Annotated in this window: 24 protein-coding genes; 15 read left to right on the top strand and 9 right to left on the bottom strand. The window is 63.6% G+C overall.

Going from position 1 to position 24045, the window contains the following annotated elements:
• The 5 genes from NKH28_RS28650 to ssuD all read left to right on the top strand — a co-directional run.
• Positions 1-250 (top strand): NADPH-dependent FMN reductase family protein (locus tag NKH28_RS28650; protein ID WP_502906674.1); only part of this gene is annotated, 250 nt, incomplete at its 5' end.
• Positions 251-510: 260 nt separating this feature from the next.
• Complete coding sequence (tauA, locus tag NKH28_RS28645) at positions 511-1518, top strand: taurine ABC transporter substrate-binding protein (RefSeq protein ID WP_352542464.1); 1008 nt, start codon at positions 511-513, stop codon at positions 1516-1518.
• Positions 1519-1587: 69 nt separating this feature from the next.
• The gene (locus tag NKH28_RS28640) at positions 1588-2382 is read left to right on the top strand and encodes a taurine ABC transporter ATP-binding protein (RefSeq protein WP_352471351.1); all 795 of its coding nucleotides are present in this window, start codon (positions 1588-1590) and stop codon (positions 2380-2382) included.
• The gene (locus NKH28_RS28635; protein WP_352542466.1) at positions 2379-3227 is read left to right on the top strand and encodes an ABC transporter permease subunit; all 849 of its coding nucleotides are present in this window, start codon (positions 2379-2381) and stop codon (positions 3225-3227) included. Before NKH28_RS28640 ends, NKH28_RS28635 begins: the two co-directional genes overlap by 4 nt.
• Positions 3228-3269: 42 nt before the next feature.
• Positions 3270-4418 (top strand): FMNH2-dependent alkanesulfonate monooxygenase, encoded by a 1149-nt coding sequence (ssuD, locus tag NKH28_RS28630; RefSeq protein ID WP_352980957.1) that lies wholly within the window; start codon positions 3270-3272, stop codon positions 4416-4418.
• Between the two features lie 268 nt (positions 4419-4686).
• Here the strand turns inward: ssuD and NKH28_RS28625 are convergent, their stop codons facing one another.
• The 3 genes from NKH28_RS28625 to NKH28_RS28615 all read right to left on the bottom strand — a co-directional run bounded on the left by NKH28_RS28625 (position 4687) and on the right by NKH28_RS28615 (position 8186).
• Positions 4687-5295 (bottom strand): hypothetical protein, encoded by a 609-nt coding sequence (locus tag NKH28_RS28625; RefSeq protein WP_023677966.1) that lies wholly within the window; start codon positions 5293-5295, stop codon positions 4687-4689.
• A 210-nt stretch (positions 5296-5505) separates the two neighbouring features.
• On the bottom strand, positions 5506-6786 hold the full coding sequence (locus tag NKH28_RS28620) for a GNAT family N-acetyltransferase (RefSeq protein ID WP_352980956.1): 1281 nt from the start codon (positions 6784-6786) through the stop codon (positions 5506-5508).
• Entirely contained in the window at positions 6786-8186 is a 1401-nt protein-coding gene (locus tag NKH28_RS28615; RefSeq protein WP_352980955.1) for a lipopolysaccharide biosynthesis protein, read from the bottom strand. The genes NKH28_RS28620 and NKH28_RS28615 overlap by 1 nt, the downstream gene beginning before the upstream one ends.
• A 259-nt stretch (positions 8187-8445) precedes the next feature.
• Here NKH28_RS28615 and NKH28_RS28610 point away from each other — a divergent pair, with 259 nt between their 5' ends.
• The 4 genes from NKH28_RS28610 to NKH28_RS28595 are packed head-to-tail and all read left to right on the top strand — an operon-like array spanning position 8446 to position 10659.
• Positions 8446-8643 (top strand): hypothetical protein, encoded by a 198-nt coding sequence (locus tag NKH28_RS28610; RefSeq protein WP_023721050.1) that lies wholly within the window; start codon positions 8446-8448, stop codon positions 8641-8643.
• Between the two features lie 40 nt (positions 8644-8683).
• The gene (locus tag NKH28_RS28605) at positions 8684-8899 is read left to right on the top strand and encodes an RNA-binding protein (RefSeq protein ID WP_352683016.1); all 216 of its coding nucleotides are present in this window, start codon (positions 8684-8686) and stop codon (positions 8897-8899) included.
• A 51-nt stretch (positions 8900-8950) separates the two neighbouring features.
• Positions 8951-9577 carry a hypothetical protein gene (locus tag NKH28_RS28600; protein ID WP_352980954.1) on the top strand — a complete coding sequence of 209 codons (627 nt, stop codon included), beginning with the start codon at positions 8951-8953 and terminating at the stop codon, positions 9575-9577.
• Positions 9578-9582: 5 nt separating this feature from the next.
• Entirely contained in the window at positions 9583-10659 is a 1077-nt protein-coding gene (locus tag NKH28_RS28595) for a helix-turn-helix domain-containing protein (RefSeq protein WP_352743845.1), read from the top strand.
• Between the two features lie 374 nt (positions 10660-11033).
• Here NKH28_RS28595 and NKH28_RS28590 read toward each other — a convergent pair whose 3' ends face one another.
• The 3 genes from NKH28_RS28590 to NKH28_RS28580 form a co-directional block, all read right to left on the bottom strand.
• Positions 11034-11534, bottom strand: coding sequence for a hypothetical protein (locus NKH28_RS28590; protein ID WP_352619584.1), 501 nt, complete (start codon positions 11532-11534; stop codon positions 11034-11036).
• Between the two features lie 162 nt (positions 11535-11696).
• Positions 11697-11918 (bottom strand): hypothetical protein, encoded by a 222-nt coding sequence (locus tag NKH28_RS28585; protein ID WP_352832159.1) that lies wholly within the window; start codon positions 11916-11918, stop codon positions 11697-11699.
• Positions 11919-11985: 67 nt separating this feature from the next.
• Entirely contained in the window at positions 11986-12258 is a 273-nt protein-coding gene (locus NKH28_RS28580; RefSeq protein WP_023677971.1) for a DUF4242 domain-containing protein, read from the bottom strand.
• A 199-nt stretch (positions 12259-12457) separates the two neighbouring features.
• Here NKH28_RS28580 and NKH28_RS28575 point away from each other — a divergent pair, with 199 nt between their 5' ends.
• Positions 12458-15055 carry a helix-turn-helix transcriptional regulator gene (locus tag NKH28_RS28575; RefSeq protein WP_352980953.1) on the top strand — a complete coding sequence of 866 codons (2598 nt, stop codon included), beginning with the start codon at positions 12458-12460 and terminating at the stop codon, positions 15053-15055.
• 152 nt (positions 15056-15207) lie between these two features.
• On the opposite strand, the gene secA is transcribed toward NKH28_RS28575, so the two are convergent.
• Positions 15208-17940, bottom strand: coding sequence for a preprotein translocase subunit SecA (gene secA / locus NKH28_RS28570; RefSeq protein ID WP_352503207.1), 2733 nt, complete (start codon positions 17938-17940; stop codon positions 15208-15210).
• 252 nt (positions 17941-18192) lie between these two features.
• Here secA and NKH28_RS28565 point away from each other — a divergent pair, with 252 nt between their 5' ends.
• Positions 18193-19110, top strand: a complete 918-nt coding sequence (locus tag NKH28_RS28565) for a peptidylprolyl isomerase (protein ID WP_352456658.1) — start codon at positions 18193-18195, stop codon at positions 19108-19110.
• A 43-nt stretch (positions 19111-19153) separates the two neighbouring features.
• Here NKH28_RS28565 and NKH28_RS28560 read toward each other — a convergent pair whose 3' ends face one another.
• The gene (locus tag NKH28_RS28560; protein WP_352980952.1) at positions 19154-19810 is read right to left on the bottom strand and encodes a TetR/AcrR family transcriptional regulator; all 657 of its coding nucleotides are present in this window, start codon (positions 19808-19810) and stop codon (positions 19154-19156) included.
• A 108-nt stretch (positions 19811-19918) separates the two neighbouring features.
• On the opposite strand from NKH28_RS28560, the gene NKH28_RS28555 reads away from it, so the two are divergent.
• On the top strand, positions 19919-20155 hold the full coding sequence (locus NKH28_RS28555; RefSeq protein ID WP_352691013.1) for a putative antibiotic biosynthesis monooxygenase: 237 nt from the start codon (positions 19919-19921) through the stop codon (positions 20153-20155).
• 3 nt (positions 20156-20158) lie between these two features.
• Here the strand turns inward: NKH28_RS28555 and NKH28_RS28550 are convergent, their stop codons facing one another.
• Positions 20159-21385 (bottom strand): caspase family protein, encoded by a 1227-nt coding sequence (locus NKH28_RS28550; protein ID WP_352980951.1) that lies wholly within the window; start codon positions 21383-21385, stop codon positions 20159-20161.
• Between the two features lie 179 nt (positions 21386-21564).
• On the opposite strand from NKH28_RS28550, the gene argJ reads away from it, so the two are divergent.
• The 3 genes from argJ to NKH28_RS28535 are packed head-to-tail and all read left to right on the top strand — an operon-like array spanning position 21565 to position 24004.
• On the top strand, positions 21565-22806 hold the full coding sequence (argJ, locus tag NKH28_RS28545) for a bifunctional glutamate N-acetyltransferase/amino-acid acetyltransferase ArgJ (RefSeq protein ID WP_352980950.1): 1242 nt from the start codon (positions 21565-21567) through the stop codon (positions 22804-22806).
• Positions 22806-23585, top strand: coding sequence for a GNAT family N-acetyltransferase (locus NKH28_RS28540; protein ID WP_352471332.1), 780 nt, complete (start codon positions 22806-22808; stop codon positions 23583-23585). The genes argJ and NKH28_RS28540 overlap by 1 nt, the downstream gene beginning before the upstream one ends.
• Positions 23582-24004: a (deoxy)nucleoside triphosphate pyrophosphohydrolase gene (locus NKH28_RS28535; protein WP_023677979.1), complete on the top strand. Its 423-nt coding sequence runs from the start codon at positions 23582-23584 to the stop codon at positions 24002-24004. The genes NKH28_RS28540 and NKH28_RS28535 overlap by 4 nt, the downstream gene beginning before the upstream one ends.
• Positions 24005-24045: the final 41 nt, after the last annotated feature.

Below are 24045 nucleotides of genomic sequence, written 5' to 3'. Positions count from 1 at the left end.
CCTGATCGGCGCGACGGGTGGTGGCCAGCGCCACGCGCTGGTAGTCGAACATCAGCTTCGCCCGCTGTTTGGCTTTTACTCCGCCCTGACGGTGCCGAGCGCCGTCTATGGCAGTGACAGCGACTTTCCCGACGGCAAGCTCGTAGATTCGCTGGTTCTGGCGCGGGCCGGGCAGGCCGTGGATCAATTCGTTGCCCTGCTTTCAGCGCGGCAGCCGAAGAGCCAACCCGTCCGGGCGGCTTCGGGCTGACGGATAAAGTGCCAAGGCAAGTGCCTGATAGGCGATATATATAGCCAAGGCGCGGCCCGTAAGCACTCCGCATTTTGCGCCTGAATAATCCCGCGGGCGACAGCGTGCCGTCTAAATCCGAATTCTTTTTTAAGCGCGAGCTGATTTTAAGAATTCCATTGCTATCTAAGTCTATAATATCAGTGGACTTTAATCCAACGCTCTTTGAATAGGGCGGGCAGTCGAGGGGTTTGCCCTCTGTTCAAAAGGATTAAGGCTCCATGCGAAAACTTATTTCCGCCGCCCTTGTCGGGCTTGCCATAGCGGCCACATCCGCTGCAGCGCATGCCGACGACAAGAAAGTCGTCATCGCCTACCAGACCGGTGCCAATCCCTACAATCTCGGTATTGCCAACGGCGATCTTGCCAAGAAAACCGGCTGGAACATCGAATATCGCCGCTTCAATTCCGGTGCTGACATCTTTGCTGCCATCGCATCCGGCGACGTCCAGATCGGCGATGTCGGATCAAGCCCGTTCGCCGCAGCCGTCAGCAGGGGCATCGACGTGAAGGCCTTCTACATCTCCTCGGTCTCCCGTGACGGAGAAGCCCTGGTGGTGCGGCCCGATATCAAGTCGCCGGCCGACCTGCGGGGCAAGAAGCTCGCGGCCGCGCCGGTATCGACGGATCATTACCAGCTTCTCGCCGTCCTCAAGCAGGAAGGCATTTCGGAGAAGGAAACCCAGGTCATCGCCATTCCGCAGCCCGAAATCGTCGCTGCCTGGAAGCGCGGCGACATTGACGGGGCCTTCGTCTGGGATCCGGCACTCTCTGAACTCAAAAAGGACGGCAAGGTTCTGCTCACAGCCGGCCAGGTCGCCGACCGTGGAGCGCCGACCTTCAGCGCGCTGGTCGTGACCGGCGATTTCGCCAAGGCCAATCCCGACTTCCTCGGCCAGTATGTCCGGCTGATCGACGGCTACAACACCGCCTACCTGAGCAACCCGGCCGCATGGGGACCGGACTCCGAGAGCGCCAAGCTGATCGCCAAATTGCAGGGCGGCACGGCGGCCGAGAATTCGGAGCAGTTGAAGACAACAGTGGTTCCGCCGCTCGACGAGCAGGTGTCCGACAAATGGCTGGGCGGTGGTGAGAAGAGCGCCGTTGCGAAAATCCTCAAGGACACTGCGGGCTTCCTGAAGGACCAGCACAAGATCACCGCCATCAAGGACAGCTACGCCGCGTTCGCCGATCCGGAATACGCAGACGCTGCCAAGGCCTCGAACTAGAAATCACCTGACGACATTCAGGTTCTGGCTGGCGGAATTCTCGCCAGCCAGACTGCTTGGAGGCCCACCATGCTTCGAATCCGCGATGCCAGCGTGACTTTTCCGGCCTCGGATGGCCAGGACGTACACGCGCTTGATCACGTCTCGCTCGATATCGCTCCAGATTCCATCGTTGTCGCGGTTGGTGCTTCCGGATGCGGCAAGTCGACATTGCTCAACGCGATCGCCGGCTTCCTGCCGCTCACCGAAGGCACGATCACACTGGACGGAAAAGAAATTGTCGCGCCCGGCGGCGATCGTGGCGTCGTCTTCCAGAAAGATACCTTGCTGCCCTGGGCCAATGTGCTGGACAATGTCGCTCTCGGCCTGAAATACCGGGGCGTGCGGCGCGGCGAACGCCATGAGCGATCGAGGCGTCTGCTGGAACTGGTCGGGCTCGCCGATTTCGCCGAAAAGCCGCCCTATGAACTGTCCGGCGGCATGCGCCAGCGCGTCGGCATCGCGCGGGCGCTGGCCACCGATCCGAAGATCCTGCTGATGGACGAGCCGTTCGGCGCCCTCGACAGCCTGACGCGCGAGACGATGCAGCAGCTTCTGGCCTCGGTCTGGGCCAAGACCGGCAAGCAGATCCTGTTCATTACCCATTCGATCGAGGAAGCCCTCACGCTCGGCACCACCATCGTTGTGATGTCGCCTCGACCAGGCCGCATCGTTGCCCGGTTCGACGCCGACTTCGTTCGCGACTTCGCTGAGAGCGGCGACATCGGGCCGATCCAGTCCCACCCGCGTTTCATCGAACTGCGGCAGGAAATCCGCTCGCTCATCCACCAGCCGGAAGGCGCCCGCACAGGAACCTTGCAATGACGCTCGCCGCCAATTCCGGAACCTCTTTTTCGTCTTCGATAGCTCAGCGCGCGCCGTCTCCCAAGACGCGCCGGTCCGCTTCGACAAGCACGCTCGGCATCAGCCTGGTCACCCTGGCGTCGCTCATCGCCTTGTGGTTTTTGGCCACGCGCTTCGGCTGGGCGTCGCCGCTGTTCCTGCCGTCGCCCGCCGAGGTACTGACCCAGTTCAGCGCCGTCTGGGCCGATGGCTATGCCAACGGTACGCTCCTCGAGCACACACTCGCCAGCCTCGGCCGCATCGCCGCGGCGCTCGGTGTCGGCATTTTCCTGGGCATTCCGCTCGGCCTGCTGATGGGACTCAATCGCTGGGTCAAGGGCATCTTCAGCGTTCCGATCGATCTCTACTGGGGTCTGCCGCCTCTGGCCTACCTGCCGCTGCTGATCATCTGGCTGGGCATCGGCGAAACGTCCAAGATCGTGCTCCTGTCGCTGTCGACCTTCGCCCCGATCTGTTTTGCCGCACAGGCCGGCGTCCGGTCGGTGCCGGCCGAACGCATCAATGCCGCGCTGTCGCTCGGTGCGAGCCGGCTGCAACTTTTCACCAGCATCATCCTGCCGTCCGCGTTGCCGGAAATCATGACCGGCCTGAAGATTGCCATCGGCGCCGGATTGTCCACGCTGGTAGCGGCCGAGCTGATCGCGGCCCAGTCGGGCCTCGGCTACATGATCATGTCGGCGGCCAATTTCCTCGCCACCGACGTCGTCTTCGTCGGCCTCATCGTCATCGCCATCCTTGCCTTCGCCTTTACCAGCGGCATGCGCTGGCTGGAGCATCGCCTCATCCCCTGGAAGGGCAAGATCTGACGCTTGCCTAGACATTCCGCAATCGCTGAAGGAAACAATCCGATGTCCAGCAACACCCGTCCGCTCGACCTCTACTGGTATCTGCCGACCCATGGCGATGGACCGTATCTCGGCACGGACGAGCGGCACCGCCCGGCAACCTTCGGCTATCTCAGGGAGATCGCCCAGGCTGCGGACCGGCTTGGCTTCAAGGGCGTGCTCCTGCCGACAGGAACGCGTTGCGAAGACGCCTGGATCGTGGCGGCCGGGCTGATCCCGCTCACCGAACGGCTGAGGTTCCTCGTGGCACTTCGGCCGGGCAGCGGTACACCGGCGCTGTTTGCGCGTCATGCAGCCACTCTGGACCGCATTTCCGGTGGTCGTGTCCTGCTCAATGTCGTCACTGGAGCCGACCCGGCCGATCTCGCCGGCGACGGCAACAAGCTCAGTCATGACGAGCGCTATGCACAGACCGACGAGTTCCTGACGATCTGGCGGCGAATCCTTTCGGGTGAGCCGGCGGATTTCGAGGGCAAATATCTTTCCGCCCACGGCACCGACATTTCCTTCCCGCCGGTTCAGCGGCCGCATCCGCCACTCTGGTTCGGAGGCTCTTCGGATGCCGGCATCGCGATCGCCGCCAAGCACGTGGACACCTATCTGAGCTGGGGTGAACCGGTGGACCAGCTTGCCGAAAAGATCGCCCGCGTCAGGGTGGCAGCGGCAGCGAAAGGCCGCACGATGCGCTTTGGCCTGCGCATTCACCTTATCGTACGCGAAACGGAGGATGAGGCGTGGGCGGCGGCCGACCGGCTGATCAGCCACGTAACCGACGACCTGATCGCCGAAGCCCAGAAGGGATTTGTCCACATTTCGGAATCCGTCGGCCAAAAGCGCATGTCGGCGCTCCATCAGGGCCGACGCGACCGGCTGGTCGTCGGCCCGAACCTGTGGGCGGGACCGGGGCTGGTGCGTGGCGGTGCGGGAACGGCCCTGGTCGGCAATCCCGACAATGTTGCCGCGCGCATTCGCGAGTATCAGGAGATCGGCATCGAAACCATCATCGCGTCCGGCTATCCGCATCTGGAAGAGGCGTTCAACGTCGCTGAATTGCTTTTCCCCAAACTCGGCCTGAATGGCGAAGCCGCACCCCAGGAGCGCAGCTGGGACGTCGAGTTCGGACGCCCCAAAGTCACCGCGTCCGCTTCGTGACGACCTGCCGACAGCGTCGGCCAGGGCGATGTCATGTGGCTTCGCGGCGGCGATCGGAGCGAGGCTGCGGCCAGGTCCAATGACACGGCTTTCGGGAATCGACCGAGAGCAACGAGCGTCCTGGCTAACCGCCGGATAAAAGTTAGGATAGGCCATATCCGGCCGCTCAAGCGAGCCCGGCTGGCGTTATCCCAGGAGCCCTCCTGGGATAACTGCTATTGAGGCCGCGGCCGGCCCCTCCGACAGCCTCAGGCGGTAACGAGGTCGCTTACATCGGCCCCGGCACCATCTTGGTCGGCTGCTCAGGCATCGGAAACGGATAGTTGTCGCATTTCACGTCCGGGTTCGTCGGGCTGAACATTCCGAGCGGGTTGTCCTTGAACAGCCAGGCGTGAAGGTCGTAGTGGTGGAACTCCTTCGGGATGAGCGGATAATGCCCCTCCATCGGCCCCTGGAATGTCTGGCCGAAGAGCTTCGGCGGCTCCTTGGTGTCGGGCGTCAAGGGCACGAGCCATTCCGCGCCGACCAGGCGCAATTCGCCGCCGACCGGCTCATAGATCAGCACATTGGGGCGCGTCGGATCCGCGGTCGGGCCGACAGTCGTGACGTTGACGAAATGGATGCCCATCGCGCCCTTCGGGTAGTCCATCGCCCCCTCTACCTTTTCACCGCTGTAGAAGACGCATCCTACCGTCGATAGATAAAGCTCGCGAATGGCAACCTTGTAGTCTTCATACCTGGACAGCGATTTACGCAGGGCATCGATCTCGGCTTTGTCGGGTTCGGCCGCCCGAGGAGTGGCGGCGTTCAGACACGCGCCAACGAGACCTGCCAAGGTGAGGATACCGACACGCCTGAGGTGAGTTGTTTTCATCATGCATTCCTCCCGGATTTTTTTCTTCTGGCCGTGCAGGACCGAGGCGGCAGTGATGCTGGACGCGCGGCCGTAATTGATCGCCTCATCCCGGTTGGGACTGCGTCGATGCTAATCCTTTCCGCTGATCGGGAGAATTAACCCTGACGACCTAGGCCCGAGCGGGCCGACTGTGCAGAGACGGACGGTCGGGCCCCCTTCGGACCCCATGCACTAGCGCCGGCGCAACAGGCTCTTCATCCGGTTGCGCAGCAGGCGCGCCATGTTGCGGGTCTCGCGATAGAGGTGAAGCTGCGACGCCGCCTGGCGGGCGGGGCGGTCGGCGTCCGGCGTCAGCCCGATCACCAGCGTGCCCATCGGCTTGCGTTCGCTCCACAGCCGGCTCATCACCGGATGGTCGGGCACGGCGCAGGAATCGGTCATCATGATGTTGGGGTCGTCGAGATGCTGCCTGGTCACCTCGATCATCAGCAGCGTGCCCGGCGAATAGGCAGCGAGCGTCTCGTCATAGGCGGTCTTCCAGGTGTAGGCGACGCCGGCCTCGACGAAGACGACCAGGCAGGCGATGGTGCGGCCGTCGAGCGTCAGCGAATGGATGCGGCAGAGATCCTGCTCGGCCAGCCGGTGGACCGCTTCGCGGGCGAAGGCGGCGCGGTAGCGGTCGATGGCCATGGCAGTGCGCTCGCGGCCTTTCCAGCCGGCAGCCTCCAGCGTCAGGAAATTTTCGATGGCATGGCGGATCTCGTCCGGCCCGCGCGCCACGACATGCTCCAGCCGGCCGAGGTCGGCGAGGCGGCGCTTCAGGCGGCGGAACTCGCGATAATGGTGGGCGCGCAGCGAAGCCTTCAGATACTCCTCGCCGTCGAGCTCGCTTTCGAGCACCGGGCGATCGGCCTTGCCGGTGGTGACCAGCGTCAGGCCGCGCGTTTCGGCGACGCTGGCGAGCAGGCTCGCCACCGGGCCATCCAGCCTTATGTCGGGCAGCACGAAGACCTTTGGCAGCTTGAGATGCGGCCTGGACAGCATCGAGAAGAAATCCTCGATCACGCCGATCGGATCGTCGCGGTCGACCAGCGGCGTGCCGATCGGGCCGAACGGGCTCGACCAGGTGCGCATGACTGGAACCCCGAGCGGCACCGCCGGCCGCTCGACCGAGAACGGCACCAGCAGGCGCAGCCGGTTGCGGTACTGGTCGCCGTCGCGGATGACGGCCAGCCGCACCTCGCGGTCCTCCAGCCTGGGCATGGCCGGCGCCAGGAAGCGCGGATTGAAGAAGACATTGGGCTCGATCGTGCGGGTACAGAGATAGTCGAGCTCCTCGACCAGGTCGAAGCCGGCGGAGGCCGGATAGATGGCAAGCTTGCGCTCGGGCCGGTTGTTGGCGAGGATCTCGACATGGGCGGGGTCGGCTTCGCGGGCAAGCCCGGCAAGGCCGGACACCATGGCGCCGGCCGGGCCGCCGCTGGTTTCCTCGAGCAAGGGGACGGCAGCCATCAGGCGGCTCCTTTGGCGGGCACGAAAATGACCATGACGATGCCGAGCTTGCGCCAGACCGTAAAGGACAGCGCGCCGGCCTCGAAGATCATGGCGAAGACGGTGGCCATCGCCGCGCCCCACAGACCGAAGAGCGGGATCAGCACGACGCTAAGCGCGATGTTGAAGGCCAGCGTCATGGCATAGACAGCGGCACAGATATTCTGGTTGCCGCTCATGGTGAGCAGGCTTTCGCAAGGGCCGACGGCGGCCCGCGCGACGACGCCGAGCACCAGCAGGAACAGCAGCGGATAGCCGGCGGAAAATTCCGGGCCGAACAGGGTCAGCATCGGCTCGCCCAGGGCCAGCACCAGCAGCGCCATCGCCAGCGACGGCCAGAAGGTCCACGACACGGTTTCGCGAGCAAAGGCGGCGAGCTTTTGCGGCTCGCCATGGGTGAATTGCGCGTAGCGCTGGGCAACGCCGGCCTTGACCGCGAAATAGACGAAATGCACCAGCGCCAGCGTCTTGACGGTGGCGAAATAGACGGCGACGTCGTTGGGATCGAGATAGGCGCCGACCATCAGCACGTCGGCATTGGTGAGCAGGAAGAAAAAGCTCTCGACCAGGAAGATCGGCAGCGAGACGATGAACCATTGGCCGAAATGCAGCTTCATCGGCCCGGCCGGGATTCTTTTGTCGATGCGCGACGTCACGCCGATAAGCTGGCCGAGGGTGGTGGCATAGGTGGCGGCGATCGCGGCGAAGATCGCCGTCTTGGCGTCGGGCGCATAGCCCGCCAGCAGCATCAGCGCCATGAACGCCAGGATCAGCAGCGGCCGCACCAGAAAGGTCGGCGACAGCGCAAACAGCGCCCAGGAATTGGCCCGCGCCAGCCCTTGCAGAAGGTCGGACATGGCGATCATCGGCAGGCAGATGATGCCGAGGATGAACGGCACGACATAGTAGTTTTCGATATAGGCCGACAGCAGCCAGACGCCGAGCGCGCCGAGGCCGGCGATCACCGTCGAGGCAACCAGCACGAACAGCCGGCTGGCCCGCACGATGCCGCGCAATTCGGCCAGCATGCCGCGCTCGCGATATTCGGGAATGAAGCGGATGATCGAGGTGTGGAAGCCGAGGCAGGCGAGATTGCCGACGATGACCATCGTCACCCACACGAGGACGAAAATGCCGTATTCGAACGAGCCCATCCAGCGCGCCATCAAAACCTGGCTGACGAAGGCGATGACGGCGCTGATAATGCGGACTGAAAAGGCGATCAGCGACATGCGGCCTGCCTCGCCGCGCTCGCCGGCGCTGAACAGCACGGCATCGATCAGGCCAAGCAGCGGCCTGATGCGCAGCGCAAGGCGCTGCGGCAGGAACCGCCCGGCTGTCGTCGCCGCGGAAAAGCGCACCCAATACTCTCCGTTTTCCGCCAATTTACAGGGGCTGGGTGTAGCGGAGACACATTAAGAAACGGTTGGGTGAGCTTTCCTTCGCCCCGTCTCTATACGGGGAGAAGGTGCCGGCAGGCGGATGAGGGGCGGCGCGCTGCTCATATTCATCATTCGCGCAACCCTTTACCCCGCTCGGTAGTGTCTCAGTTTGAAATACGCGGAAGCGCCTATCCCGTTTGCCCCATATGCGAAAACGCCTATATGCTTAGCGGAAAGCATGGCAGCAACAATGGTCTACACTGTCATCTGGTATGGAAGACAGGGCATCGTCGACAAGGTGATCTTCGACGACGAGAAGACCGCGAAAGATCATGCAACCTCCATGTTCCAAACCCGAAAGGGTGACGATGGAATCGTGTCCGTTGAAGTTCGTAAGGACAACGGCGCTGTCGTTTTTAGCCATGCGGAGAACTAGGAGTGCCCACCGGACCTAAGGCCAGAAGCGCCCCGCCGACGTGATCGGCAACGCCGTCCGCGTCCTGCGCATTGCGACAGGCGAGAAAGCTGACGATGTGATTGACGACGGCAAGGACCCCACTGCCAAGGCCCTTGGCGCAGAGCGGAAAGAAGCGGCCGAGAATATGACGCCAGAGCGTCGCGCTGAGATCGCCAAAAAGGCTGCGGAAAAGCGTTGGGCAATCAGAAATAGCGCTTGCGTGTTAATAATTTAAACCATACGGTATGGTAAGATTCGTTAACACGGAGCTATCCACATGCCCCAAATGATTCCGACGCGCGTTCTCCGGGAAGAATGGGAGGTTCTACCGCGCCTTGAGTACCTGCAGCTTGAAAGGGCCAAGCTTCTCGTTGCTCGGAACATAGCCGTCGGCGCGGCGGCTGATGCGACCCTATTTTTCCCAGCCAATGCAGCCGGGACGTTCTCTTATCACTATGGCACCTTCTCGCTTCGGAATGAGTTTGTCGGAGCCGATTGGGTTCTTGACCGGACAAATGGTGTCGAAACAATCCGGAATGAGGCAAGGCGCATCAAGATCGTCTTTGCGAACGTCGACATCGCCTGCAGCGATCACCATGACCCGAAGCCGCGTTCCAGCAAGGGAGCTGGCGCGGAGCGCCTTTGCGCGGGCAATGACCTGTTTGGTGGCCTGCCTAGCTATGCTCCGGTCCATCAAGCCGACGAGAAAGGCTGGACTGTATACTACTTGATGGTTGCTCCGGACGGGGCGGCCGAATTGAGTTGTCCCGTTGTGAAGGGCGGTCGATTTACGCATTTTGTGGAGCGGCTTTTCCTCTCGGATGGCAGTGATCTGGATGCAGAGCCGAAGCTGTCGTTTGATAGCGATGATGTCGCCGATGATTTCGACCCGAAGGTTGCTCGCAAGAAGTAATCGTCATGGCATTCAATCCGAAAAGGCTCGTCCTCGCTCGGAAACGACGGCGGATGACAGGTAAAGGACTCGCTGAAGCTGCGGGGTTGTCCCCGATTACCGTTTCGCGCATCGAAAACGGAGAAAACGAACCCGACGAGATGAGCATCGGCAAGCTTGCCACCGCGCTGGACTACCCGGCAACCTTTTTCCACCTGGATGACCCTGACGAGCTTGATACGACAGCCGTTAGCTTTCGCAGTCTTTCAAAAATGAGCGCGAAGGAACGGGATGCGGCGATCAACGCAGGACGCCTGGGTTTGGAACTTAGTGATTGGCTTGAAGAGCAATTCAGCCTGCCCGACACCAACCTTCTCGACTTAAGCTATGAAACAGACCCGGAAGTGGCCGCCCGCGCTCTGCGCGGGTATTGGAATCTCGGCGAGAAACCAATCGGCAATATGCTTGGCCTGCTAGAGGTCCACGGCGTGAGGGTTTTCTCTCTGTCGGAAGCAACTAGCTCTGTCGATGCCTTTTCGTTCTGGCGCGACGAGAGGCCTTATATCTTTTTGAACAATTACAAGACGCCAGAGCATAGCATTTTCGATTCTGCCCATGAGCTATGTCATCTGGTGATGCACAGGCACGCTGGTGCGCAACGGTCACGTCTTGCCGAACGCGAGGCAAACCAATTCGCTTCGGCATTCTTGATGCCGGAACACGACGTGCGTTCACGTGTGCCCCGATTCATTACCGTAGATATTATCCTCCGTGCGAAAGCCCGCTGGCGCGTATCTGCGATGGCGATGGCGTATAGGCTTCATTCATTGAGCCTGCTCACGGAGTGGCAATACAAATCAGCCTGCATTGAACTAGGCCGCCGTGGCTATCGAACCGGTGAGCCGAACGGCATCGAGCGCGAAACGTCGGCGGTTTGGCGAAAGATTCTCGCTCATCTTTGGAGCGAGCGCATGACGAAACATGAGATCGCAGCATTGCTGCATCTGCCGCCAGACGAACTAGAGGGATTGATTTGGGGTTTGGCAGGACCGGTCGTTCGACCAGACCGCGACGATATTCTCGCGCCGCTGCGCATCATATGATGTGAGCGCCCGGCGCGAGGCTGTGCGCGACGAAACTCCCGGCCATCGACCCTGATCGATGGCGACGGACTATGCGACCTGCTGAAGGACCAGAAGATCGGCGTGCAGGTGAAGATGGTTGAGGAAATGACTGTGGACGAAGCCGCCTTCGCGGGATTTTAGCTGGTCACGCCAGCGGGACAGCGCCCCCCTCTGGCCTGCCGGCGTTCGAAGCTCGAAAAGCCAAGCAATTGGCTTTTCGTCCGCTGCGCGGACCGCTTCTCACTTCCCCTCGGGTGGGTAGGGAGATTGGCCAATCGCGAAAGTCCGCGCTGCCCCTCATCCGCCCTTCGGGCACCTTCTCCCCGTATCACGGGGAGAAGGAAAGGGCGCCTCTACATCCCCTTCATCGCATCACATGAAACATTCGGGTTCATGTCGGCGAAGGCGCCGGTCGGGTTGCCCTTCCAGGCCCAGACATGCAGCTCGTAGAACGGGCCGAGGCCATAGCGGTTGGGGGCGCTGTTGAAGTTGAACAGATGCCCATCGAGCGAGGCCGGGCCTTTCGAGGTGATGTATTCGACGGCGATCAGTTTTAGCGTGCCGTCGGCCATCGGCTCGTACATCACAGCTTCGGGCTTGGCGACATCGACCGCGTCGTCCTTGAGGTAGCCGGGATTGACGTAATGGATGCCCATGGCGCCGCCGGTGATGCCGCTGGCGCAGGGGATCGGCGCATAGCCTTCGGCGGTCGCCGCCGCCACATTCTCGAAGCGGCTGTTGGCGGCGCGTACCATGTCGGCCAGCGGATTGCCGTCCTTTGCCTGGGCCGCGGTGGCGGCGATCGACAGGATGGCCAGGGCGGCAAGACGCCCGGTGCAAAGATTGATGTTCATGCTCTCTCCGGTTGTTTGAGGACGCGCACCGAGCGGGTCTGCTCAACGCTGCGGCGTCCATTGGAATTTTGCGAAACAGGTCGCTCGTCCTGTTTTCATGTCGGCCGCAATGACGCGGCCGGTTGCACGGCTTGTTTCAGCCCGTCCAAACGGCGCGGCGGCCTAATGGTCCCACCAATAATATTCCCAGTATTCGCGCCGCTGCTCGCGTTCGGGCAGTCCGATGTCCTGCCTCAGATAATCGTCTTGCGGGGGCAGCCGGCGCCGCCTGCCCAGCAGACGCGAAGGCAGCGCCGCCGCGATCCGCCATAGACGGCCAAGCAGGGAACCGCCGGGGTTTCCCACGACAGGCGCCGGTTCGCCGACCGGCATGCTATCAGGCATGTCGCAATTGCCGCGAATGGCAGTTTGATACTCATCCTTTTGTCCGCCACTTGGGGTTTGCCTGCCATCAACGGTAAAAGTAGGGGTCAAGAACCCGCACCTCCGTGATCTTGTCGACAGGCAGCGAATTCTTCTGGGCGGTGCTGCGGATCGCCTCGGGCGAGGGCGCGTCGTAGATGCAGAAGCTGCGCTTCTTGTCCGGCGACACGTAGGACTGCAGCCAGGTGACGCCCTTTTCGGCATTGCGCATGACGACACCGCCCAGCGCGTCGGCGCCGGCTTCGTTCATCGGCACGTTGAGGCCGTCCGGGAATGTGCGTTCGATCAGATAGCGAGGCATGGAAGCCTTCCTTTCTCCAGTGGGTCACGCCCGGTTTGAGCGCGGCTCTACATTGATCACGCCCGGCAAGAGCGCACATCGGAGCCTTTCCCCATTTTTGGCGGGACGATTCCCTATGTTGGCAGCGTTATGAGCGGGGGATATGTTGGCGGGTCCATCGCGGGTCCGCCTTTTCGGCGAACTCGATCTGCGTGAGCGAATGATGCTTCTGGAACGGCAGACACAGCTGGAGCGACTCGACGGGCTGCTGGCCGATGCCGGGCGCGGCCGTGGCTGCGTCGCGGTGCTTGCTGGCGAGGCCGGGGCCGGCAAGACCGCGCTTGTCGAGGCCTTCGTCGACCGGACTGCGCAAGCCACGCGCATATTCCGCAGCGCCTGCGAGGATCTGTCGATACCCGATCCGCTCGGGCCGCTTTACGATCTGGCGCGGGACGCGCAATGGGCGCTGCCGCAGGCGATCGATTATCGGCAAGGACAGAGGCTGCCGCTGTTTTCGGATGCGCTCGACATCTTCGAGACAAAAGCGCAGCCGACCCTGCTGGTGATCGAGGACTTGCACTGGGCCGATGATGCGACGCTCGATTTCGTCCGCTTTCTCGGTCGGCGCATCGCCAACAGGTATCTCTTGCTGCTGCTGACGGCGCGCACCGATCGCAGCGAGGGACAGATGCGGGTGCGCCGCGCGCTCGGCGAGATACCGGCAGGCAGCGTCGCGCGCATCGACGTGCCGCTGCTCAGCGAGTCGGCGGTGCTGTCACTGGCCGAGGCGGCGGGGCGTGATGGCGACGCCATCTACCGGGCGACGGCGGGCAACGCCTTTTTCGTCACCGAACTGTTGTGCAGCGGATGCGAGGAAAAAACGGCGCTGCCGGCAAGCGTGCGCGACGCGGTTCTGGCGCGGGCCGAGCGCCTGTCGGCCGGCGCCCGCGCGATGCTCGACGCGGTGTCGGTGTTCCCGCGCCGGGCCGACGCCTGGGCGTTGCAAGGCCTGTGCGGCGTCGCCAGCGCCGGCCAGCTTGCCGAATGCGTCGCCAACGGCCTGCTGGAGGATCAGGGCGACGGCTATGCGTTCCGGCACGAGATCGCCCGCCGTGCCATCGAGGCGATGTTGACGACGAGCCACCGGCGGCAGTTCAACCAGCGCGCCCTGGCCGCCCTGCTCGAAAACAGTGAGGTCTCCACCGGCCGCCTGGTGCATCACGCGGTGGAGGCGCACAATCTGCAGGCGGTGCGCGAGCTGGCCCCGGTTGCGGCGCGCGAGGCCTCCCGCGTCGGCGCCCATCGCGATGCGGCCGGCTTCTATGAAGCCGTGTTGCGGCAGGCCGACGGCCTGCCGGTGGAGGAGCGCACGGCGCTCCATGAGAAATATGCCTTCGAGTGCCACCTCATCGGCAAGATCGACGAGGCCATCGCCGCGCAGGACCAGGCGCGCCGGCTGCATCAGGCCCAGGGGAATACGGCGAAGGAAGGGGATTGCCTCAGATGGCTGTCGCGCTTTGCTTACCTGCTTGGCGACCGCATGGCTGCCGATGCCCTTGGCGAGCAGGCGGTTCAGCTGCTGGAGACCGCGCCGGCCGGGCCGGAGCTGGCCATGGCCTATTCCAACCTCTCGCAACTGGCGATGCTGGCCGAAAGGCTCGATGACACGCTGCGGCTCGGCAACAAGGCGATTGCGCTAGCCGAACAACTGAACCGGCCCGACATCGTCTGCCACGCGCTCAACAATGTCGGCAGCGCCGAGCAGTGGCTGGATCTGGCAAACGGACGGCTGCACCTTGCCCGAAGCCTGGAGATCGCGCTGGAGCAGAATTTTCAGGAACATGCGGCGCGCGCCTTCACCAACAGCGCCTGCAGCGAGATGAACCAGCTCGGCTTCGCTGAGGCGCGGTCGTTCCTCGATCGCGGCATCAACTATTGCGTCGAAAACGATCTCGTCACCTGGCGCGACTATATGCGCGGCGTGCTGGCCCAGTTGCTGCTGCGCCAGGGGCAATGGGAAGAGGCTGCCGGCGAGGCGCTCGAGGTGATCGCCAACGACCAGGCGACGATGCTGGTCCGCTATCCCGCCGTGGTCGCCCTGGCAAAGCTGCGGATACGGCGCGGCGACCCGTCCGCCGAGCCGCTTTTTGCCGAAATGACGAAGTTCCTGGACAAGGGATTGGAATTGCAGCGGCTGGCGCCCTATGCGGCGCTGATGGCCGAACGGGCGTGGCTCGGCCAGGCTGACAAGGATGAGGCGCTCGGCCTGATCGCACTGGCTGAGAGCTTGTCGACGACGCGGGCGGTTTTCGGCGAGCTGGCGACGTGGCGGCAGAAGCTGGCGCCGGACATGGATCCAGGCGATACCGTCGGCATGGCTGCGCCTTACCGGCTGCTGCTCGCCGGCGACTGGCGGGCGGCGGCAGAACTATGGGCCGAGATGAACGCGCCCTACGAACGCGGGCTGGCGTTGGCAGAGGGCGACGAGACCGCGCAGCGCCTGGCGCTGGAGATTTTCGAAAGCCTCGGCGCCAGACCGGTCGCCGTTCACCTGCGCGATATCATGCGCCGCAACGGTGTCAACGGCATCGCAAGGGGGCCGCGCCGAACCACGCGCGCCAATCGCGCCGGCCTGACCCAGCGCCAGATGGAGGTGCTGCAACTGATCGAGCGCGGCTTTTCCAACAAGCGGATTGCCGAGCACCTGACCATCTCGCCGAAGACGGTCGATCACCACGTCTCGGCGGTTCTGGGCAAGCTGGACGCGGTTTCGCGCGGCGAAGCCACCGCCGCGGCGCGCGATTCGGGGTTGATTTGAGAAGCGAATAAATCAAAGGCCGGCGATCCTTCGCGCCCCCCTCTGGCCTGCCGGCCATCTCCCCCTCAGGTGGGGAGATTGGCTAATCGCAAACGCTGGCTCCGCCCTTCGGGCACCTTCTCCCCGTGAACGGGGCGAAGGAAAGCAGTGCCTTACGCAAACGCCCCATGGCAATGCTTGTATTTCTTGCCCGACCCACAGGGGCAAGCCTCGTTGCGGCCGACCTTGCCCCAGGTCGCCGGGTTCTTCGGGTCGCGATCTTCGGGGGCGACGATGGCGTTGGTCTCCTGGCGGACCAGAACGGCCGTCTCGCCGCCTTCGAAATCGTCCTCGCCGGTGAAGCCGTCGATATGGCTGCCGAACATGTCGGGCGCCTCGGGCGGCGGCGCATCGGCCGCCTGGCGAACCAGTTCGACGCGCATCAATTGCGCGGTGACGGCCTGGCGCAGATTGCCCAGCATCGCCTGGAACAGCTCGAACGCCTCGCCCTTGTACTCCTGCAGCGGATCGCGCTGCGCATAGCCGCGGAAGCCGACGACCGAGCGCAGATGGTCGAGATTGACGATGTGCTCGCGCCACAGATGGTCGAGCGTCTGCAGCACCACCGAGCGCTCGACATAGGTCATCACGTCGGGGCCGAAGCGCTCGGCGCGTTCCTTGGCGGCGGCCTCGGCGGCCTGGCTGATGCGCTCGCGGATGTCGTCCTCGGCGATGCCTTCTTCCTTGACCCAGTTCTCGACCGGCAGATCGAGATTGAGGAATTCGGCGATCTCGGCCTTGAGGCCGGCAACGTTCCACTGCTCGGCATAGGCGTTTTCGGGAATGTTCTTGGCGACGATCTCCTCGATGACGCCTTCGCGCATCTCTGTGATGGTCTCGGACAGGCCCTCGCCGTCCATCAGCTCGATGCGCTGCTCGAACACCACCTTGCGCTGGTCGTTGGAGACGTCGTCATATTTCAAGAGGTTCTTGCGGATGTCGAAGTTGCGCGCCTCGACCTTCTTCTGCGCCTTTTCCAGCGCCTTGTTGATCCAGGGGTGGATGATCGCCTCGTCTTCCTTGAGGCCGAGCTTCTGCAGCATGCCGTCCATGCGCTCGGAGCCGAAGATGCGCATCAGGTCGTCCTGCAGCGACAGGAAGAATTTCGAGCGGCCGGGATCGCCCTGGCGGCCCGAGCGGCCGCGCAACTGGTTGTCGATGCGGCGCGATTCATGGCGTTCGGTGGCGAGCACGTAGAGGCCGCCGGCGGCGAGCGCCTTTTCCTTCAGCCGGGCGATGTCGTCGCGGATTTCCTTTTCCCTGGCCTCGCGCTCGGGGCCGGCCGGCATGTCGCCAAGCTCCTCGGCGATGCGCATGTCGGCATTGCCGCCGAGCTGGATATCGGTGCCGCGGCCGGCCATGTTGGTGGCGATGGTGATGGCGCCGGGCTTGCCGGCCTGGGCGACGATCGCCGCCTCGCGCTCATGGTGGCGGGCGTTCAGCACCTCGAAATCCTTGAAACCTTCCTTGCGCAGGCGCTCGGCTAGTTGCTCGGACTTCTCGATGGAAGTCGTGCCGACCAGCGTCGGCTGGCCCTTGGCGCGGGCTTCCTTGATCTCCTTGACGATCGCCTTGTATTTCTCCTCGACCGTCCGGTAGACCTCGTCGTCTTCGTCAATGCGGATGACCGGCAGGTTGGTCGGAATCTCGGTGACGTCGAGATTGTAGATGTTGGCGAACTCCTCGGCCTCGGTCAGCGCCGTGCCGGTCATGCCGGCGAGCTTCTTGTAGAGGCGGAAATAGTTCTGGAAGGTGACCGAGGCGAGCGTCTGGTTCTCCGGCTGGATCGCCACATGCTCCTTGGCTTCGAGCGCCTGGTGCAGGCCCTCCGAATAGCGGCGGCCGGGCATCATGCGGCCGGTGAACTCGTCGATGATGACGATCTCGCCGTTGCGTACGATGTAGTCCTTGTCCCGCTGGAACAGCCGGTGCGCCTTCAGCGCGTTGTTGACGTGGTGGACGATGGCGACGTTCTCGACGTCGTAGAGCGACTCGCCCTTGAGCAGGCCGGCATCGCGCAGCATGTTCTCCAGCTTCTCGGTGCCTTCCTCGGTGAAGATCGACGTCTTCTGCTTCTCGTCGATCTCGTAGTCCTGCGGCTGCAGCTGGATGATGAAGGTGTCGATGGTGTTGTACATTTCCGAACGGTCCTCGAGCGGACCGGAAATGATCAGCGGCGTGCGCGCTTCGTCGACCAGGATGGAATCGACCTCGTCGACGATGGCGTAGCTGTGACCGCGCTGCACCATCTGGGCGCGCTCGTATTTCATGTTGTCGCGCAGATAGTCGAAGCCGAGCTCGTTGTTGGTGGCGTAGGTGACGTCGGCGGCGTAGGCGACGCGGCGCTCCTCGTCGGACAGGCCGTGGACGATGACGCCGACCTTGAGGCCGAGGAATTTGTAGACGCGGCCCATCCATTCGGAGTCGCGCGTGGCCAGATAGTCGTTGACGGTGACGACATGCACGCCGTTGCCGGCGAGCGCGTTGAGGTAGACCGGCAACGTCGCCACCAGCGTCTTGCCTTCGCCGGTGCGCATCTCGGCGATGCCGCCATTGTGCAGCACCATGCCGCCGATCAGCTGCACGTCGAACGGCCGCATGCCGAGCACGCGGCGGGCGGCCTCACGCACGGTGGCGAAGGCCGGCACCAGGAGGTCGTCGAGACTGGCGCCGTTGGCGATGTCCTGGCGGAATTTGTCCGTGCGGGCCTGAAGCTCGGCGTCGGAAAGCGCCCGCATCTCGTTTTCCATGGCATTGATCGCCTCGACGCGCGGCCGGGTCGATTTGACCCGACGATCGTTGGAGGAGCCGAAAACCTTACGGGCGAGACCGCCGAGACTGACCATCCAATGGCCCTTTCGATAGCATTCCAAGTCATTGCGACGGGCGCCGGCTGGCCCCATCAACTCAACGTGAACGCGGACAAACGCAAAAAGCGCCCGGAAAACGGTTCTGGACGCAAAGTCGTTGGACAGATAAGAGGGGGCTCATTCGATGTCAACGCCGCGCTCGCCCTGTCGACCGCGCCAAATTCCGCCACAATCTTGCTGGTCTGGAAGCCATTCCGCTCTAGCTACCCCGCTTTGGAGATAATCGTAATGTCAGTATTGTTCCGCCGCGCGTCGCTCGCCAGCCTTGGTCTGGCATTCGGGCTATCGGCCCTCTCGCTGTCGCCGCTGATGGCACAGGAAGCCGCCCCTGCCCAGCCGGCAGCACCCGCTCCGGCGGCCAAGCCGGTCGATCCGAACGCCGTGGTCGCCACCATCAACGGCCAGACGCTGACCGAGGCAGACCTTGGGCTTGCCGAGGGCGAGCTGTCGCAGCAGTTCGCGCAGCTTCCGCCCGAGCAGCGCCGCGCCGCGGCGCTTTCGGCGGCGATCGAAATCCGCGTGATGGCGGCTCAGGCGGTGACCACCGGCCTCGACAAGGATCCCGACTTCCAGCGCCGCATGGCCTTCCTGCAGCAGCGCGCGCTGCATGGCGAAATGGTCGAGAAGGGCGTCGTCGACAAGGTTACCGATGCCGAGGTCCGCGCCCGCTACGACCAGGAAATCGCCAACACGCCGCCCACCAATGAGGTGCACGCCCGTCACATCCTCGTGAAGACGAAGGAGGAGGCAGACGCCATCATCAAGCAGCTCGACGGCGGCGCCGACTTCCAGAAGCTTGCCAACGAGCACACCAGCGATCCGAGCGGCAAGACCAGCGGCGGCGATCTCGGCTGGTTCGGACCTGGCCAGATGGTGCCGGAATTCGACAAGGCGGTGTTTGCGCTGGCGGTCGGCAAATATACCGACCAGCCGGTGCAGTCGCAGTTCGGCTGGCATGTCATCAAGGTCGAGGACAAGCGCACCAAGCAGCCGCCGGCGTTCGACCAGGTCAAGGACCAGGCGCGCCAGGCGGTCATCCGCGACAAGTATTTCGCGCTGGTCAAGTCGCTGCGCGCCAACGCCAAGGTCGACATCCCCGATGCGAACCTGAAGAAGACGGTCGACGCGCTGGAAAGCGCCAAATAGGCCAGATTGGGCTCCGATAGGGCGCGCTGCCGCCCTGTCGCTTCTATTTGGCAGGGCGAGCGATGATGCGTCGACGCCGCCGCCGGACCGCCGTGGCGTCGCCGGCATCGTCAGCGACGATGCCTTTCAAGACATAGCCGACCGCCCTGCGCAGCGTCGCTTCGTCCTCGTCCAGGCGGTTCGTCAGAAGATGCGTCCAGGCGAACGAGGCAATCAGGTCGGCGACGACAGTGGCATCGACGTCGGCAGCTATTTCTCCCCTTGCCTTGGCGCGTTCGACCATCTGGCCGGTGTGGACACGACGCCCTCTTGCGTATTCGGCGAGGGCGGCGGCGGCTTTTTCGTCCGACTGCGCCTCGGCAATCAGCGATCTGAACACGCTGCCCGACGACGTGTCGCGCCAATGCGCGAACAAGCTCTTCAGAAAGCCGACGAGATCCTCCGCAAGGTTCCCGGTATCGGGATTGTCGACGCGCTTTTGCCGTTGATAAACGTCGAGCAGCAAGGCGGCCTTGCTTGGCCACCAGCGATAGATCGTCGGTTTTCCGGCGCGTGCGCGGCGCGCCACCGCCTCGATCGAGAAGCCGGAATAGCCAGCTTCGACCAGTACCGCCTCGGCGGCATCGAGAATGGCATCGGCGCTTTCCGGGCTGCGCCGTGCGCCAGCCGACTTGCGCCCGGGATCGGTGATTTCGCCCATCTCTTCTTCCTTACGCGCGATTTCGCAGCCATCATATACAACTCTTGACGAAACGGAACGATCCGTTTTATATGTAACGGAACGTTCCGTAACGATAAGGAGAGTTTGGTGAACTCGACCGCCGTGACCCGCTTTTCGCGCCTGCGCTTCGCCCTGCTTGTGCTGCTCGGCGTGTATCCGCTGATCACTGCCATTCTGTATGTGGTTTTTCCGCTGATGCAGGAATGGCAAATCTGGCAGCGTACGCTGGTCATCGCGCCGCTGATGGTCTCGATCATGATCTGGGGACTGATTCCGGGCGTGCAGCGGGCGTTTCGCGGGTTCATCAACCCAGCGGTCCGCTGATGTTCATTCCAGCGCTTGCGACGTTTCCGACGCAACGCGCCACGCGCCATCGGCCAGCACGAGTTCCAGCGTCACCCGCGCCTTGCCGGTCAGGCGCTGCGCCGATTTGTCTTTCGGCACATAGTCGTAGCGCATGGCGAAAACCACGTCGGCACGGTCCTTGCCGTGCGGCGTCACCTCAAGGCTGCCGGGCTCGAGACCGAACGACCATGATGCCCATTGCGCGAACCAGTCGGTCTTGACCTTGACGATCGCCTCGCTGTCGTAGCGCGTGCCGTAGATGATGGCCGACGAACCGTAGAGCCGCTTGACGGTTTCGCGCATTCTCCTGGCATCAGGCGCCAGATAGTTTTCGCGCAAGAATTTTTCGATGGCACCCTCGTCGCCGACGGAGCGTTCGAGCGCAGCCACCTGCGACGCGGGAGCCGGGCTGACAGCCGGTTTCGGTTGCCGGGCAGTGTCTCCGCCCGGAACGAATTCGAAACGCTCGAGCAGCGACCCCTGCTCCCAGGGACGCTGCGCCTCGCGCGTTGCCGAAACGACGTCGCGGCGCACCGCGATCATCATGTCGTTGATGCTTTGTCCGGGCTCGGCCATATGCCGCAAAAGTGCCGCCGCAAAGGGCGAGTTGCGCCCCGTCCCGTCCATTGCGACGGCGCCGGGCGCAGTCGAGAAGGCGATGAATGAGCCGCGTGTCGACTCGAACTGGGCAAGACCGGCGAGAGCCGTCGCCGAGCGCGTCGTGGCGCTGCGGCTGAGACTTCGGGCAAACGGGTTGTTGCGGCAGGCATCGAGGAAGACCAGGCTGACCTTGGTCTGCTGCTCCATGATGTCGAGAACCTCGTCGATCGGCACCGCCTCGAGCTGCAGCTTGACCGGCATGTCCAGCCGGGCGTCGACCGGCACGATGAAGTTGCGCCCGTCGACCTGCAGGCCGTGGCCGGCATAGTAGAACAGCCCGGCACCGGCACCCTGCAGCGCATCGGAGAATTCGCCGATCTTGCGTTCGAGCTCGCGCTTGCCGAGATCGTTGCCTTCGATCACCTCGAAACCGATGGCGCGCAGCTTGTCGGCGATGTCGAGCGCATCGTTGACGGGATTGGCCAGCGTGCCGGCTTCGGCGTAGCTGCCGTTGCCGACCACAAGCGCCACGCGCCGCGCCGTCTGCGCATCGGCGCGCAGCAGCAGAAAGCCCAGAAACGCCAGTGCCAAGACCACAAGCCTGCCCATGGGGCAGGATCATAGCGCTATCGGTCGCAGCGACGCCAACAAATTTGCAACAGCCTGCTTGCTGCATGAGGCGGTGTCAGGCTTCCGGCACCCGTAACGGCTGTGAAACGCCTTGCGCCAGCGCGTGCTATCGGGCAAACCGGCGTTCCTTTCGCGATTTTTCCCGCCCGGGGTCTTCCATGTCCACACAGGTTTCGCCGCTCGCGCCGAAGAAATATCCCAAGATGCCGGTGATCGAGGGCGCGCGCATCGCCACCGCCGAGGCCGGCATAAAATACAAGAACCGCACCGACTTGCTGGCCATGGTGTTCGACGCCGGCACCACCGTCGCCGGCGTGTTCACCAGGTCGAAATGCCCTTCGGCGCCGGTCGATTTCTGCCGGCAGAACCTCGTGGCTGGCAAGGCACGCGTGCTGGTGGTCAATTCCGGCAATGCCAATGCCTTTACCGGCCAGAAGGGCCGCGCCTCGACGGCACTCACGGGCGAGGTGGCGGCGAAGGCGGCCGGCTGCACAGCGGGCGAGGTGTTCCTGGCCTCGACCGGCGTCATCGGCGAACCGCTCGACGCCAGCAAGTTCAGCCATCTGCTGGCCGGTCTGGTCAAGGACGGCAAGCCGGAATTGTGGACCGAAGCCGCCAAGGCGATTATGACCACCGACACCTATCCCAAACTGGCGACCGCGACGGTCAAGCTCGGCGATGCCGACGTCACCATCAACGGTATCGCCAAGGGTGCCGGGATGATCGCGCCCGACATGGCGACGATGCTTTCCTTCATCGCCACCGATGCGCCGATCGCAGCATCCGTGCTGCAGGACCTCCTGTCGCGCGGCACGGCCAAGACCTTCAACGCGGTTACCGTCGACAGTGACACCTCGACCAGCGACACGCTGCTGATGTTCGCCACGGGTGCTGCCGCCAGGCGCGGCGCGCCGGCAATTTCCGACCCCAAGGATGCGCGCCTCGGCGCGTTCCGCCGTGCCCTCGGCAAGGTGCTGAAATCGCTGGCACTACAGGTGGTGCGCGACGGCGAGGGCGCCCGCAAGCAGGTCGAGGTCACCGTCACCGGAGCCAAATCGGCCCGCTCGGCCAAGCGCATCGCGCTGTCGATCGCCAATTCGCCGTTGGTCAAGACGGCAGTCGCCGGCGAGGACGCCAATTGGGGCCGCGTCGTCATGGCTGTCGGCAAGGCCGGCGAACCGGCCGACCGCGACCTTCTGTCGATCTGGTTCGGCGACAACCGCCTGGCCTATCAGGGCGAGCGCGACGCCGCGTATTCCGAGGAGGCGACTTCGGCGTATATGAAGCGCGACGAGATCCGCATCCGCGCCGATATCGGCATCGGCCGCGGCAAGGCGACGGTGTGGACCTGCGATCTCACCAAGGAATATGTCGCCATAAACGGCGATTATCGGAGCTGATGGCGTTGGCTTCCAGACATCCGGCAAGCGTGTTGGCGATCGTGCGCCGCTATGAGGCGGCCGGCTTTCGCGCCTGGCCGGCGGCCGCCGTCCATTATGACGGCACCTGGGTGGTTCGGCTGACGGCCGGCCACCCGGCCAAGCGGCTGAACTCGGTCAATCCGCTCGATCCGGGCGACATCCAGCACATTGCCGAGCGCATCGGTCGCGCCAGCCGCCGCTTCGACGCGTATGGCAGGCCGCTGACCTTTCGCATCTCACCGCTGTCGGGGCCTGATCTTTCGAAGTACCTCGACAGCGAAGGCTGGAGTACGTTCGCGGAGTCGCTGGTCATGCGGCTGCCGCTGGCGGACGCCGCGCTCGACGATGCCATGGACCAGATTCCGTTGAAGGACATCAGCCGTTTCATCGGCGCGGCGCTCAAGGTGAGCGGCTCGGATGTGTCGCTGCGTCCGGGCCTGTCGGAGATCATCGGCGCCATCCAGCCGGAGGCCGGGCTGTTTGCGCTGGAGGCCGGCAGCGAACCGCTGGCAACGTTGATCTGCGTGCATGACGGCGATCTTGCCGGCCTGTTCGAGATCGCCACTGACAGGTCGGTGCGCAACCAGGGCCATGGCCGCCATCTCATCCGGTCGGCGCTGAAATGGGCGCGGCTGCGCGGGGCGCGGGAAGCCTGGCTGCAGGTCGAGGCGGACAACGCGCCGGCGCTGGCGCTCTACCGTTCGCTCGGATTCGACGAAGTCTATCGCTATCGCTATCGCCGGCCACCCGGCGCATGAGCGGCTTGGATACGATCGGCAAACGCCTGCTCCTGGTCGCGGCCTGCGCGCTGGTCGATGCCGACGGGCGCGTGCTTTTGGCGCAGCGGCCCGAAGGCAAGCAACTCGCCGGCCTGTGGGAGTTTCCGGGCGGCAAGGTCGAGCCCGGTGAGACGCCGGAACAATGCCTGATCCGCGAATTGTACGAGGAGATCGGCATCGAAACCGACATCCCTTGCCTGGCGCCACTCACCTTCGCCAGCCATTCTTACGATGATTTTCACCTGCTGATGCCGCTGTTCGTCTGCCGTCGGTTCCGCGGCATTGCCCAGCCGAAGGAAGGCCAGGTGCTGAAATGGGTGCGGCCGCGCCAGATGCGCGATTTTCCAATGCCGCCGGCCGATGCCCCGCTGATCCAGTTCCTCATCGATCTGCTGTAGCGGCCGACCTGCCGTAGATCGGGCAGCGCCGCAACGCGCCG

Source organism: Mesorhizobium sp. M1227, assembly GCF_040318315.1.
GTDB lineage: Bacteria > Pseudomonadota > Alphaproteobacteria > Rhizobiales > Rhizobiaceae > Mesorhizobium.
This window is presented reverse-complemented; position numbering and strand designations above follow the sequence as displayed.

What these genes read in the sequence shown, in the direction of transcription:
- tauA (WP_352542464.1), top strand. Translation starts at nt 511, where the DNA reads ATGCGAAAACTTATTTCCGCCGCCCTTGTCGGGCTTGCCATAGCGGCC.
- NKH28_RS28640 (WP_352471351.1), top strand. Translation starts at nt 1,588, where the DNA reads ATGCTTCGAATCCGCGATGCCAGCGTGACTTTTCCGGCCTCGGATGGC.
- NKH28_RS28635 (WP_352542466.1), top strand. Translation starts at nt 2,379, where the DNA reads ATGACGCTCGCCGCCAATTCCGGAACCTCTTTTTCGTCTTCGATAGCT.
- ssuD (WP_352980957.1), top strand. Translation starts at nt 3,270, where the DNA reads ATGTCCAGCAACACCCGTCCGCTCGACCTCTACTGGTATCTGCCGACC.
- NKH28_RS28625 (WP_023677966.1), bottom strand. Translation starts at nt 5,295, where the DNA reads ATGATGAAAACAACTCACCTCAGGCGTGTCGGTATCCTCACCTTGGCA.
- NKH28_RS28620 (WP_352980956.1), bottom strand. Translation starts at nt 6,786, where the DNA reads ATGGCTGCCGTCCCCTTGCTCGAGGAAACCAGCGGCGGCCCGGCCGGC.
- NKH28_RS28610 (WP_023721050.1), top strand. Translation starts at nt 8,446, where the DNA reads ATGGCAGCAACAATGGTCTACACTGTCATCTGGTATGGAAGACAGGGC.
- NKH28_RS28600 (WP_352980954.1), top strand. Translation starts at nt 8,951, where the DNA reads ATGATTCCGACGCGCGTTCTCCGGGAAGAATGGGAGGTTCTACCGCGC.
- NKH28_RS28595 (WP_352743845.1), top strand. Translation starts at nt 9,583, where the DNA reads ATGGCATTCAATCCGAAAAGGCTCGTCCTCGCTCGGAAACGACGGCGG.
- NKH28_RS28590 (WP_352619584.1), bottom strand. Translation starts at nt 11,534, where the DNA reads ATGAACATCAATCTTTGCACCGGGCGTCTTGCCGCCCTGGCCATCCTG.
- NKH28_RS28585 (WP_352832159.1), bottom strand. Translation starts at nt 11,918, where the DNA reads ATGCCTGATAGCATGCCGGTCGGCGAACCGGCGCCTGTCGTGGGAAAC.
- NKH28_RS28580 (WP_023677971.1), bottom strand. Translation starts at nt 12,258, where the DNA reads ATGCCTCGCTATCTGATCGAACGCACATTCCCGGACGGCCTCAACGTG.
- NKH28_RS28575 (WP_352980953.1), top strand. Translation starts at nt 12,458, where the DNA reads ATGATGCTTCTGGAACGGCAGACACAGCTGGAGCGACTCGACGGGCTG.
- secA (WP_352503207.1), bottom strand. Translation starts at nt 17,940, where the DNA reads ATGGTCAGTCTCGGCGGTCTCGCCCGTAAGGTTTTCGGCTCCTCCAAC.
- NKH28_RS28565 (WP_352456658.1), top strand. Translation starts at nt 18,193, where the DNA reads ATGTCAGTATTGTTCCGCCGCGCGTCGCTCGCCAGCCTTGGTCTGGCA.
- NKH28_RS28560 (WP_352980952.1), bottom strand. Translation starts at nt 19,810, where the DNA reads ATGGGCGAAATCACCGATCCCGGGCGCAAGTCGGCTGGCGCACGGCGC.
- NKH28_RS28550 (WP_352980951.1), bottom strand. Translation starts at nt 21,385, where the DNA reads ATGGGCAGGCTTGTGGTCTTGGCACTGGCGTTTCTGGGCTTTCTGCTG.
- argJ (WP_352980950.1), top strand. Translation starts at nt 21,565, where the DNA reads ATGTCCACACAGGTTTCGCCGCTCGCGCCGAAGAAATATCCCAAGATG.
- NKH28_RS28540 (WP_352471332.1), top strand. Translation starts at nt 22,806, where the DNA reads ATGGCGTTGGCTTCCAGACATCCGGCAAGCGTGTTGGCGATCGTGCGC.
- NKH28_RS28535 (WP_023677979.1), top strand. Translation starts at nt 23,582, where the DNA reads ATGAGCGGCTTGGATACGATCGGCAAACGCCTGCTCCTGGTCGCGGCC.